This window comes from Alphaproteobacteria bacterium (genome assembly GCA_004295055.1).
Taxonomy (GTDB): domain Bacteria; phylum Pseudomonadota; class Alphaproteobacteria; order SHNJ01; family SHNJ01; genus SHNJ01.
Window position 1 is genome coordinate 190,413 of record SHNJ01000007.1, and the last position, 11,989, is coordinate 202,401.

11 protein-coding genes are annotated in these 11,989 nt (G+C 46.9%); 6 read left to right on the forward strand and 5 right to left on the reverse strand.

All coding sequences use genetic code 11. The features are described from left to right. Positions 1-2 precede the first annotated feature (2 nt). Complete coding sequence (locus EYC62_01900) at positions 3-635, forward strand: DUF502 domain-containing protein (protein ID TAH37663.1); 633 nt, start codon at positions 3-5, stop codon at positions 633-635. 5 nt (positions 636-640) lie between these two features. Here the strand turns inward: EYC62_01900 and EYC62_01905 are convergent, their stop codons facing one another. Beyond that, positions 641-991 carry a hypothetical protein gene (locus EYC62_01905; protein ID TAH37664.1) on the reverse strand — a complete coding sequence of 117 codons (351 nt, stop codon included), beginning with the start codon at positions 989-991 and terminating at the stop codon, positions 641-643. Positions 992-1,157: 166 nt separating this feature from the next. Beyond that, positions 1,158-3,254: an ATP-dependent DNA helicase RecG gene (recG, locus tag EYC62_01910; protein ID TAH37665.1), complete on the reverse strand. Its 2,097-nt coding sequence runs from the start codon at positions 3,252-3,254 to the stop codon at positions 1,158-1,160. A 41-nt stretch (positions 3,255-3,295) separates the two neighbouring features. Between recG and EYC62_01915 the strand changes: the two genes are divergently transcribed. Further along, the gene (locus EYC62_01915) at positions 3,296-3,553 is read left to right on the forward strand and encodes a succinate dehydrogenase assembly factor 2 (protein TAH37666.1); all 258 of its coding nucleotides are present in this window, start codon (positions 3,296-3,298) and stop codon (positions 3,551-3,553) included. Beyond that, complete coding sequence (mfd, locus tag EYC62_01920) at positions 3,553-7,038, forward strand: transcription-repair coupling factor (protein TAH37667.1); 3,486 nt, start codon at positions 3,553-3,555, stop codon at positions 7,036-7,038. The genes EYC62_01915 and mfd overlap by 1 nt, the downstream gene beginning before the upstream one ends. Before the next feature lie 8 nt (positions 7,039-7,046). Here mfd and EYC62_01925 read toward each other — a convergent pair whose 3' ends face one another. Next, positions 7,047-7,727, reverse strand: coding sequence for a hypothetical protein (locus EYC62_01925; GenBank protein TAH37668.1), 681 nt, complete (start codon positions 7,725-7,727; stop codon positions 7,047-7,049). Positions 7,728-8,211: 484 nt separating this feature from the next. Then, on the reverse strand, positions 8,212-8,796 hold the full coding sequence (locus tag EYC62_01930) for a hypothetical protein (GenBank protein TAH37669.1): 585 nt from the start codon (positions 8,794-8,796) through the stop codon (positions 8,212-8,214). A 176-nt stretch (positions 8,797-8,972) separates the two neighbouring features. On the opposite strand from EYC62_01930, the gene EYC62_01935 reads away from it, so the two are divergent. Both EYC62_01935 and EYC62_01940 read left to right on the forward strand, forming a co-directional pair. Continuing rightward, positions 8,973-9,776 carry a hypothetical protein gene (locus EYC62_01935; GenBank protein TAH37670.1) on the forward strand — a complete coding sequence of 268 codons (804 nt, stop codon included), beginning with the start codon at positions 8,973-8,975 and terminating at the stop codon, positions 9,774-9,776. A 16-nt stretch (positions 9,777-9,792) separates the two neighbouring features. Then, positions 9,793-10,017 carry a hypothetical protein gene (locus EYC62_01940; protein ID TAH37671.1) on the forward strand — a complete coding sequence of 75 codons (225 nt, stop codon included), beginning with the start codon at positions 9,793-9,795 and terminating at the stop codon, positions 10,015-10,017. On the opposite strand, the gene EYC62_01945 is transcribed toward EYC62_01940, so the two are convergent. Further along, positions 10,014-10,823, reverse strand: coding sequence for a hypothetical protein (locus EYC62_01945; GenBank protein ID TAH37672.1), 810 nt, complete (start codon positions 10,821-10,823; stop codon positions 10,014-10,016). The two genes, EYC62_01940 and EYC62_01945, sit on opposite strands and share 4 nt — an antisense overlap. Before the next feature lie 132 nt (positions 10,824-10,955). Between EYC62_01945 and pdhA the strand changes: the two genes are divergently transcribed. Beyond that, positions 10,956-11,981 carry a pyruvate dehydrogenase (acetyl-transferring) E1 component subunit alpha gene (pdhA, locus tag EYC62_01950; protein ID TAH37673.1) on the forward strand — a complete coding sequence of 342 codons (1,026 nt, stop codon included), beginning with the start codon at positions 10,956-10,958 and terminating at the stop codon, positions 11,979-11,981. Positions 11,982-11,989: the final 8 nt, after the last annotated feature.

Consider the following 11,989-nt stretch of genomic DNA (forward strand, 5'->3'; position numbering starts at 1 on the left):
TTATGTCCCAAGCACACTCAAAACCGCCTTTAGCCGACCGCGTCAGCCGTAAATTGCGCAATTATTTCTTTGCTGGCGTTTTGGTTGCAGCGCCCATCGGCGTTACGATTTATATCGCCTGGTCGGTAATCCGTTATGCGGATGACCAAGTAGCGCCTTTAATTCCTTTGATGCCGGCGAATTTTCCGGGGTTTGGCTTGATCGTTTTGATCGTAATGCTGACGTTGTTGGGCGCAATTACGGCCAATTATTTCGGCAATTTTTTCATTGGTATCGGCGATGCGATATTGCGCCGGATGCCGATTATCCGCAGCCTTTATGGACCACTGAAGCCGACCGCCGAAATGCTGTTTGGCGAAAAAACCCAAGCCTTTCGCCAGGTGGTAATGGTGCCATATCCGCACGCCGATTCATGGACCATTGGATTTGTTTCCGGTGAAACGCACAAGGCAATTGAAAACGGCGTAAGTAAAGATTTGATCGCGGTTTTAGTGCCGTTATCCCCCGTGCCAACGGCAGGGCTGCTGATGTATTATCCAAAAACTTCGCTGAAATATATCGATCTGCCGGTCGAAGATGCCTGGAAATTGATTCTATCCAGCGGGCTTATTAACGCGGAAGATAAAGCCGCCTAGTTTTTTCAATTATCAAAACCACGCAATTTCGTAAAGACAGTATTCACTGGACCAAAAGAGGTTTGAAGAGGTATTACAGTTTCTTCACCAATATTTCTTGGCAATGATCCAACGACCTTAAATACGTAATTTTTGTCTTGTGCAGGAATTCCTGTTACTAAGGGAATGCCAGGAGGGACTTTAGCTGTAATATCAATATCTAACATATCTGTTTTTACATTATGAATATATGTCCCATCATATCGAACTCCGCCTACATCTGCGCCACATACTATTCCTGTATCAAATACGACCATTCCTAGACCCTCACCATCAATCCCTGCAAAGTTTACTAAATAAAAACCTTCTTTATTCATTTATCCTACTCCTATAAAAGTGTTGTTTGAATATATTAACTCTAATGCCGGAGAGATCTGTTGCGCAATCGATTTGTTTTGGTTTGATTGATGCAGCAAATATGTTCTATTTTTGTTCTGTGATTAAGTGTGTTATATTGTGGAATAACTCTCTTTTTGGAATTTCTTAACCCGACTGCAAATAATGGACGGCTTGATCGCGGCCGAATAACTGCAATAATGTGCGTAATGCATGGCCGCGTGGTCCTGTAAGATACGTGTCTTTATCCAAAATCCATTTTACATCGGCTTGCGCGGTTTTAAACAAATCCTGATGGGCAAAGAAATCCGCCAGCCGGAAATCTGGCAGGCCGCTTTGCCGCGTGCCTAAAACCTCGCCAGCGCCGCGCAGTTTCAAATCTTCCTCGGCGATTTTAAATCCATCTTCGGTTTCGCGCATGACTTCCAGCCGTTTTTGCGCGGTTTGCGACAGGGGTTTTTGATATAGCAATAAACATGTGGATTGTTGATCGCCCCGGCCGATCCGGCCGCGCAATTGGTGCAATTGCGACAATCCAAACCGTTCGGCATGATCGATAACCATTATCGTGGCATTGGGCACATTCACGCCGACTTCGATCACGGTGGTTGCAACCAAAATCTTAATCTCGTTCTTGGCGAATTGCTGCATGACTTTGTCTTTATCCGCCGCCTTCATCCGCCCATGGACCAGACCGACTTTATCGCCAAAGAATTGCTTTAATTGTTCGTATCGTTCTTCGGCGGCGGCCAGATCCAGCACTTCGGATTCCGCGACCAGCGGGCAAACCCAGTAAATCTGCCGGTACTGGGCAATGGCACGTTTAACGCCGTCCACAATTTCATCGACCCGTTCCATGTCGACAGTACGCGTATCAATCGGCTTGCGCCCCGGCGGTTTTTGCAATAATCGAGAAGTATCGAGATCGCCATATAAAGCCAGATATAAACTGCGCGGGATTGGCGTTGCGGTCATGACCAGCAAATCAATCCCTTCGCCTTTTTGCATTAGGCCCAGCCGTTGTTCGACGCCAAAGCGATGTTGTTCGTCGATCACCACACAGCCGAGGTTCTTGAATTCCACTTTTTCTTCTAATAACGCATGCGTGCCAATCACAATGTCGGCCGCGCCGGTTTGTATATCGTCCAATAATTGCAGGCGCGATTTGCCTTTGTCCCGCCCGGTCAAAACCGCGATTTTAAGGCCAATTTTTTCCGCCAGCGGTAGAATCGTATGTTGATGTTGCCGCGCCAATATTTCCGTCGGGGCCATAATTGCGGCTTGCTTGCCGCATTCCAGCGCATTGAGCATCGTCAGCAACGCAACAATCGTTTTGCCGCTGCCTACATCACCTTGTAACAATCGCAACATCGGCTGATCGGCTTGCATATCGGTGTCAATCTCGGAAAGGGCGGTTTTTTGCGCCTCGGTCAGCGCGAACGGTAAAACATTCAATAATTTCTGCCGCAAATGAAAATCCGGTTTCTGATCGCGCTTGCCGCGCCGTTGCCGTTGAATATTGCGGACCAGTGTCAGCGCCAATTGATGCGATAATATTTCATCATATGCCAATCGCTGCCGCACCGGGTTTTCCGGCGATAAATCGTTTCTGTTGGCTGGTGTATGAACTTGCTTTAGAGATTCCGCCCACGAAGCCCATCCGCGTTTTTTTAATAATTCCGCATCAATCCATTCGGGCAGGGCTGGAACGGTTTTCAATTCCTGATCTACGACCTTGCGCAGAAATTTATTGCTAACACCATGGGTCAGGGGGTAAATCGGTTCCCATCCCTTGATTTTTTCCAGATCGCCCGGATTGCCGATGTAATCCGGGTGAACGATTTGCGGAATGTCTTTGTAAAAATCGATCTTACCGCTGATCACTTTTTGTGCGGCGACGGGCAGGGATTTTTGCCAAAATTGGTCCTTGCCCTTGAAAAACACGATATTCATAAAACCGGTATTGTCCTTGACCGTTACGCGATACGGCATGCCGCGTTTGGCCGGTTTTTGATGTTTAACCACCAACACATCGACCGTTACGGTTTGACCATGATGGGAACGCAAATCGGCGATCTTTGGCTGGCTGTTCCGATCGATCAAATCCACCGGCAAATGGAACAATATATCGCGGACATACGGGCCGCTTAGGTTGGCCATCAACTTGCCATAAGTCGGCCCAACGCCCTTGACCGTGGTCAAAGGAGCAAATAAGCGGCTGAATTGGGCGTTGGATGGCGGCATGGGGCTGTATTGTACCTTAAAAATTTGCTATTGGAATAGCCATGGCCAATACCGCAATTTTACGCAAGAAACTGTATTTTCAAAGCACTCATCGGGGCACCAAGGAAAATGACCTGGTGCTAACCCGTTTTGTCGATCGGCATATGGACGATTTTGACGCGTCGGGCCTGGAATTATACCAAAAATTCTTGAATGAACCGGATCACGACCTATATGCTTGGTTGATCAAGGGGGAAGGCAATTATCCAATGGAATATGCGGAACTAGTCGCCAAAATCAGGGCCGCGAATAACGTCTAATGTTACCGAATTTCGATTTTTCCAGCACGACCGATATTCACGTCCGGAATTGCCCATCCGGCGCCGATGCGTATGCGCTGGCGGAATATTTTAAAAAATCCGGCCGCAATTTATTATATGTGGTTCCGGATGATTTCATGCTGGATCAAACCGCGGCCGCAATTCGTTTCTTTGCGCCCAATATTCCGTTGATCGTTTTACCAGCCTGGGATTGCTTGCCATATGACCGCGTATCTCCCAGCCAGGATGTGATGGCCGAACGGCTAAAAGCTTTGTCGCAAATATTATCGGCGCGCGGCAAGGTATTTGTATTATGCAGCATTTCAGCGGCAACGCAAAAAATCATGCCGCCGGAATTTTTGCAAAAACGCCATTTGATTTTGGATAAATCGCAGCCGGTCGACATGAACCGATTGACCGAATTTTTGGCGGCGAATGGATATAACCGCACCGGTACCGTGCGCGAATTGGGCGAATATGCGATTCGCGGCAATTTGATCGACATATTTCCGCCAGAAAGCGAATTGCCACTGCGGATGGATTTATTTGGCGACCGGATCGAGGTGATTCATTATTTCGATCCAGTTACCCAACGCAAACAAGGCAAAAGCGATATAGAAAAAATAGAATTATATCCGGTGCAGGAAATTTTACTGGATGCGGATTCGATTGCGTCTTTCCGCGCCGCGTATCGCAGTGCTTTTGGCGCGGAAGGGACCAGCGATCCGATCTATGAATCTATTTCCACCGGGCAACGCCATGCTGGTATGGAACATTTCTTACCCTATTTCTATCCAAGCCTAAGCAGTATTTTCGGTTATATGCCGGATGCGGTGGTGATTTCCGGCGCGGGTTTGGATCTGGCTCTATCGTCGCGGTGGCAGGAAATTCAAGATTATCATACGGCGCGGCAGCAATTTTTAGGATCTAAAACCGCCAAGGGGCAACCAGTTTACCGCCCAATCCCAGCAGAATCATTATACGCCAGCCCGAATGAATGGCAGGGGTGGATCGCATCGAAACATAATATTCATATCGATGCGGGATCGTCCATCGAGCGGCAAAATGCGGTCGATATCAATGCGCAGCCGATTTCAAGGCTGTTAGATAGTAAGGCCTATGCCAAATTAGGATTACAGCAAAAACTATTCGAAGAATTTAAGGCGTTTTTACAAACCGCTAACCGCGATAATAAGATTATCGGTATCGCCTGTTATTCCGAAGGATCTTTGGATCGGATCAAAAAGTTGCTGGCGGGATTCGAGCTGGAATCAACGCCGGTGAAATCATTTGAAAAATTGCTGGATTTTAATGGTCAGATCGCCTTGTTTGTTTTGCCTATTGAGCATGGATTCGCGATTGATGATTTAATTATCGTATCGGAACAGGATTTACTGGGCGATCGGTTGTCGCGCGCCGCGAAAAAAGAACGTAAGGCGGAAAATATTTTATTCGAAGCCAGCGATCTGAATCCTGGCGATTATGTGGTTCATTCCGATCATGGCATTGGCCGTTTTCTGCGTCTGGAGAATATCCAGGCGGCGGGTGCGGACCATGATTGCCTGTGCGTCGAATATGCTGGTGGCGATAAATTATATGTGCCGGTTGAAAATATTGAATTGCTGTCCCGTTATGGCGATGAAGACGCCGCCGTCAGCCTGGATAAATTGGGCGGGGTAGGCTGGCAATCTCGCAAGGCGCGGGTGAAAGAACGTCTGCGCGAAATGGCCGAACAATTGATCCGTATTGCCGCCGCACGTGAAATGAAGCAGGGCGAAATATTACTAAAACCGGATTCGTACGACCGTTTTTGTTCACGCTTCCCATATGCGGAAACGGACGATCAAAACCGCGCCATCGACGACACATTACGCGATTTGGCATCGGGCAAGCCAATGGATCGCCTGGTTTGCGGGGATGTTGGGTTTGGCAAGACAGAAGTTGCGTTGCGTGCCGCATTCGTTGCGGCCAGCCATGGCATGCAAGTTGCGGTAGTGGTTCCAACGACCTTATTGGCACGGCAGCATTATCATAATTTCTCCCGCCGTTTTGATGGGTTCAATCTGCGTGTCGCGCAATTATCGCGCATGGTCAGCCATAATGAATCCACACAAACCAAGCAAGATTTAGCCGATGGTAAGGTTGATATCGTCATTGGTACACATGCTTTGCTGGCCAAAAGCATTAAATTCGCCAATTTGGGTTTATTGATCGTCGACGAAGAACAGCATTTCGGTGTTGGACAAAAAGAACGGTTAAAAGAATTTCAGGCAAACGTGCATATATTGACGTTGTCCGCAACGCCTATTCCGCGCACTTTGCAAATGTCTTTAACAGGGGTGCGGGATTTATCGATTATCGCAACGCCGCCGGTGGATCGCCACGCGGTGCAGACCCATGTGATGCCGTATGATCCGATGATTGTGCGCGAAGCGGTGTTGCGCGAACGGCATCGCGGCGGACAAAGTTTTTATGTTTGTCCACGAATCGAGGATTTGCATGAAGTTGCGCAAAACTTGCGCGATTTGATCCCGGATATTCGCCTCGCGGTGGCGCATGGTCAATTGTCGCCCGGCAATTTGGAGCAAATCATGACCGATTTCGTCGATCAGAAATATGATGTTCTGGTATCGACCAATATCGTTGAATCGGGCCTGGACATTCCATCGGCCAATACCATGATTATTCATCGGTCGGATATGTATGGCCTGGCGCAATTATATCAATTGCGCGGCCGGGTGGGGCGCAGCAAGACGCGGGCCTATGCCTATTTGACCATTCAGGAACGGCGCGTGCCCACCGAAGGCGCGCAGAAACGTTTACAAGTAATGCAGACATTGGATCACTTGGGGGCGGGGTTCACCGTCGCCAGCCATGATATGGATATTCGCGGCGCCGGCAATTTACTGGGCGAGGAACAATCCGGCCATGTGCGCGAGGTTGGCGTAGAATTGTACCAGCATTTATTGCAAGAAGCGGTCCTGGCCGCGCGGGAGAAAAAATCGCCGGATCAAGCTCTGCGCGATATTTCGCCATCCTTCAGTCCGCAAATCAATCTGGGTATTCCGGTTCTAATTCCAGAATCTTATATCGAAGATCTGGCAACGCGCATGAATTTCTATCGCCGCATAAGCGCCGTAAAAAATGCCGCGGAATCCGAAGGTCTGGCGGCGGAAATGGTCGACCGTTTCGGCCAATTGCCGCAGGAAGTAGAAAACCTGTTCACCATCGTTGGTATTAAAAATATGTGCCTGGCCGCAGGAATCGAAAAAATCGACGCAGGGCCAAAGGGCGCGGTGATCGCGTTTTATCAGAATAAATTTGCCCGTCCGGAAGCTTTGGTGAAATATATCCAAGCCCAAGGGGGTACGGTAAAAATCCGTCCCGATCAAAAGTTGGTTTTAATGCGCGGATGGGGTGATGCCGCCGCGAAAATCCAGGGCGTTCGTTCGTTTATGTTGGAAATTGAAAAAATTGCCGCGTAAATTTATATTTAAGCCTGACGATTTCGGACAATTGCGCATGCGATTATTATTGGAATCGTAAATGCCGCAATTCCTAATGCCGGTGGGTGGACTATCTGCTGAGCATAACTAGTCTCTATATTTTTTACGGCGCGCGGAATTGGCGATAGGGGGGTTATATTCATGTCGATTCCTGCGAATGACAATTGCGGGTCAGTTTGCAGTGGTCCGGCTAGAGTAATAGAGGCGATGCCGAAATAATTATTGCCAATTGGTTCGTCAACAAACATCGCATCGGAATAATCAAAGCGCATCGCGGGGAATTTCGGCAATCCTGTTGTAGGCGGACCGTTTTTTATCAATTCATCATTCTTAGCTACGCCAATCCAATTTGGTTCTTTTTGCAAGTGAACCAGCACTCTGGTTGCTTTTTCCGATAATGGAACTTCGTGCGCACGATAGTCGAAGGAGTAGTTGGTGTAATGGTTTTCACTTGAAATATCCCGCAAGCGCCCATACCCATATGAAGTTTTATTTTCATTCTTGAATTCAAAGAACCCTGCATATGTCATCGGGTTTCCATCATAATACAAGGGATAAAAAATTACTTGGGTTTTAGGCAATATGGATTTAGCGCCGAAATATGTTGCCACGCCGCACACCAGACTAAAAGCGGCAGTAACGGCAATGAATGCACTTTGTTTAAACACGATATCCCCATTTACGCATAGAATAGCAATATGTCTCTGGCAAATTAGATTGATAATTTTCTCTTCTTAAGTTCCTATTATTTTTTCGGTTCTTCTTCTTATAAGCTCTATAGTTCTACATAGTTGATGCCGTGTGATCGGCCGCTTATTGCCATCCGGAGTATGGACTATAATTGTGACCATCCCGTCATTAAGGGCTGTATCGCCACGCCGAACATAGGGTTTAGGAGCCCCTTCTTGTAAACATAAATCCGCGAATACCAAAGAGGCCCTTGCAACATCCGCAAAGTCATTTACATCGGGATTAGATGGCGAGACCGGTAGCCAGCTTGCGCTACCGGCAGAAAAACGGGCTAAGTGATATGTAGTGGGTTCGCTCATAAATTCCCCCCCCCCCTGTATTGTGTGAGTACAATAATACTCTGCTCCCGCATTTGGCAAAGTGTCAAAAAGAATTTTATAGGCCGTTATAAAAAACGGTGGATTAAGCCACTTTATTATAATTTCGTAATGCTGCCAATTGGGCTGGGGTAATTGATGTTTTCTTTTTTTCTATAGGATCATGAACCAATAAAACCATTGGCATAACTCCGCCAGAAGGTAGATCTTCAGCATTATTTGATAATCCCGAGTAATTTATACTGCGAATTGCAACGGACATTTGCCCGGCCGAAACCGGATTATTTGGCATATCTTCAAGTAAATCATGAGCCAATACAAAACGTGATTGTGGTGTTATAAATCCTAATTCATATTTAGCATTCTCTATTTTAATCATTTCATATTCTTCCAGAGTTAATGGCCGTGTTTGGCCGTCTGGAGTATGAACTAATAAGGCAACATTAAAAAGATTGGTAGGAACCGTAGAAGGATCTGCTGGAATAAATAAAGTTACGTCAGCCAATTGATTCGTTCCGTCGCGATAATTAAAATATTCGCGTAAGGCAGCAGCTCCAACCGCGGGATTTGCAAAATCCTTGCTTGCAAACGATACGTCTGTTACAGGCTCCCAAACCCGAGTGGTAGTATTGTAAGTAGCTAATTTAAAAGTCGTACCTTCTGCAAACATTTTATCCTCCTGCTTTTTGATCTAGGCAAAGTAAGCAAATAAAGAAATTTGTCAATTGAATAGGCTAATTTATTGATTTTTATACACTATTTGTAATTTAATTACCTGAAAATGACTTGATTTCCGGCTTTATATTATCCATAATGGATTCAAATTTTAAAGACAGGGATATAAAGATGACAAAACGCAAGCATTTTCCATTACAACAATCGTATAGCGCGTTTGTAGACTGTTTAGGTCATTCCAATCCAAAATCTTATACGGGACAGGCGTCGGTTGCGATTGATTGCGCCCGCGAATTTGTGCCGAATGTATTTTCATTTGGAAAACCGGGAAAACTGGTGGGATGGGATTTGGCCCAGGCCGTTTCGTTGGCATCGGCCATCATTGTCTCGCGCAAGCAATCGGATAGGCCGCTTACGCTGCGCAGCCTGCGTTTATGCGATACCGCCGCCGCTTTTATCAATAGCGTTGTGGTGGAAATGGAATCCGGATTGCTGGAATTCAAGAATGTTCCGCAAAATTTTAATGAAGCGATTAGCGCTTCGGCTTTGGCGCAAAGAAACGTTAAGAAAGAGGCGTGGGGCGTTGGACCGAAAGCCGGTGTTTTCATCGCACTGGATCAGGTACGCAAAGGGTATGGCGAATTAAATCCTGCGCGCATCGCCGATGATAAGGCGTTCGACGCGGTCGGCAATTTTATGCTGGCATTCGACAATTTTCTAAGCCCGGTAGCGCGTTTTGAGGATATGGCTGCATTGCAAGAAGCCGCAAAACAAGTAATGTCGCATAAAACGCCGGACATGAGGCCATTTGCGAAAATGGCGTATCAGGCAACCGGATTATTGAAAGTCGTTCAAAGAGCGCAACAAACAAGCGCCGCGCACGATTTGCCGCAACCCCTGCAATATGTCGATGCGCGCCGAATCGCGCCGATCATTCACGACTTCTTACGTTACCGCGGCCGGGACGCCGCGTAATTTTTTACGGCAAAAAATGCTTGCCCTTTCATCGGCACAAAGCCCGGTAGCAGCAGGAATTAAAAGCCGATATTATACGGCCTATGAACAAATAGAAGAAATTGCAAAAATTCATGGTGTTTTGACCGCGCCATTGCCCGAACAAGCTATGTCTTTAAATCCTGTTACTTTGTTCCAGGCAAGACACCCCACAATCGGGCGCATCGGAGAAATTATATCTGTCGAAAGAGTGAAGGGTTAATCTCGAACTGCTTTGCGTGAATTCAAAATCGCCGCTAGCAATAGTGAAGCCGACATTCCCAAAACACCACCTAAGGCGCCGAATCCATATTTTCGGTACATGTAAACTTTTAAATCTGCTGCCGCTATTTTGCTTGTTCCCGTGAAAGAATTGCTAACATATGATTGTTGTAATTCGCCGGGATCAACACCTGTAAATTTTTTATGACCGAATTCCGGCGGACCGATTAAATCCACAAACACGATCTGACGATTCATCCCCGTAATTTGGTCGGCGCTGGCCGCATCGCGAAATTGAAAATGAATCGCTGGAAGCGGTAACAATAATCCACCAGGGGTCTGCAACGCATCTGTGTTGATGTCCAAGGAAAGTTTTTCCGCATGGACGCTGCAATCTAACGCTAAACGGTGCGTGGCGGGATCTATCTTTTCGTCAATACTGCGGTTAGCAATCGAATAAGAGGGCCGTGCCATATTCAACCAATGATACTGTTCATTCGATACATTGCGCAGCGAACCAAAACCAAAGGAAGTTTGGTTAGCGCATTCCAGAGAATAGAATCCCTGGTATATATTTGCAGTCGTATAAAAAGAAGTTGGATAAAACGTTATTTTGATAATTGGACGATTATCCAAAAATCGATCAGCCAAGAAAAATCCTGCTACTCCAGTGGCGGCAGTTGCGGCACATACGATAGAGGCCGATTTCCAAGATCTTGCCCACGGGAACATCATGTCTACATTTGCCCGTATCTTACGAATGGGCCAGAATAGATAGCCTAGTATTTTGCCTATATTTTTTATCATTATTCCGGTTATATACAGAAAATTTCGTTATGGAAACGTTTTTTAGGTACGAAAAAAGAAATACTTTTTACATTTGGGTGGATTTAGGCTAAAAGTTAATGCCCTAAAAATTATCTTTTCCCAAGGTTTCCAATGGCTAAGAACAAAAATAAATCCAAGACCAATTCCAAACCGGCATCCAATTCCAAAACGCCGGACAAAAAAATGCTGATGCAATTTTACCGGGACATGTTGTTGATCCGAAGGTTCGAAGAAAAATCCGGCCAGTTATACGGCATGGGTTTGATCGGCGGTTTCTGTCATTTATACATCGGTCAGGAAGCCGTGGTGGTCGGCATGCAATCTTGTCAAAAACCGCAAGACACCGTGATTACCGCGTATCGTGATCACGGGCACATGCTGGCTTGCGGCATGGAATCGCGCGGCGTGATGGCGGAATTGACCGGACGCATCGGCGGTTATTCCAAGGGCAAGGGCGGATCGATGCATATGTTTTCCAAAGAAAAAGGATTTTACGGCGGCCATGGTATCGTCGGTGCGCAGGTGCCGTTGGGCACCGGCCTTGCGTTTGCGCATAAATATAACCAAGACGGCGGCATCAACGTTTGTTACATGGGCGATGGCGCCGCCAACCAAGGCCAAGTATACGAAGCCTTTAACATGGCGGCTCTGTGGAAATTACCGGTCGTTTACATCATCGAAAATAACAAATACGGCATGGGCACGTCTTGCGCCCGCGCGGCCGCTGGCCCGGGCCTGGCGCAACGGGGCCATGGGTATGGCATTCCTGGCGTTTCGGTCGATGGCATGGATGTTATCGCCGTGCGCGAAGCCGGATTGAAAGCCGTAGACTATGTGCGTTCCGGCAAGGGCCCGTATTTGATGGAAATGGTCACATATCGTTATCGCGGCCATTCGATGTCCGATCCAGGCAAATATCGCAGTAAGGAAGAAGTCGATAAATATCGCAACACCAACGATCCAATCGACAATCTGCGCCGTTATTTAGAAAAAAATAAAATGGCTGGCGAGGCCGATTTCAAGAAGATGGAACAAGAAATCAAAATCATCGTCAACGATGCCGCCGATTTCGCGCAAACATCGCCGGAACCGGATGCATCGGAACTGTATACGGATATTTTAGTGGATGCCGCTTAATTAAACTA

Bases quoted from the DNA above. Each gene is read 5' to 3' on its own strand.
- EYC62_01900 (TAH37663.1), top strand. From the start codon at position 3: ATGTCCCAAGCACACTCAAAACCGCCTTTAGCCGACCGCGTCAGCCGT.
- EYC62_01905 (TAH37664.1), bottom strand. From the start codon at position 991: ATGAATAAAGAAGGTTTTTATTTAGTAAACTTTGCAGGGATTGATGGT.
- recG (TAH37665.1), bottom strand. From the start codon at position 3,254: ATGCCGCCATCCAACGCCCAATTCAGCCGCTTATTTGCTCCTTTGACC.
- EYC62_01915 (TAH37666.1), top strand. From the start codon at position 3,296: ATGGCCAATACCGCAATTTTACGCAAGAAACTGTATTTTCAAAGCACT.
- mfd (TAH37667.1), top strand. From the start codon at position 3,553: ATGTTACCGAATTTCGATTTTTCCAGCACGACCGATATTCACGTCCGG.
- EYC62_01930 (TAH37669.1), bottom strand. From the start codon at position 8,796: ATGTTTGCAGAAGGTACGACTTTTAAATTAGCTACTTACAATACTACC.
- EYC62_01935 (TAH37670.1), top strand. From the start codon at position 8,973: ATGACAAAACGCAAGCATTTTCCATTACAACAATCGTATAGCGCGTTT.
- EYC62_01940 (TAH37671.1), top strand. From the start codon at position 9,793: ATGCTTGCCCTTTCATCGGCACAAAGCCCGGTAGCAGCAGGAATTAAA.
- EYC62_01945 (TAH37672.1), bottom strand. From the start codon at position 10,823: ATGATAAAAAATATAGGCAAAATACTAGGCTATCTATTCTGGCCCATT.
- pdhA (TAH37673.1), top strand. From the start codon at position 10,956: ATGGCTAAGAACAAAAATAAATCCAAGACCAATTCCAAACCGGCATCC.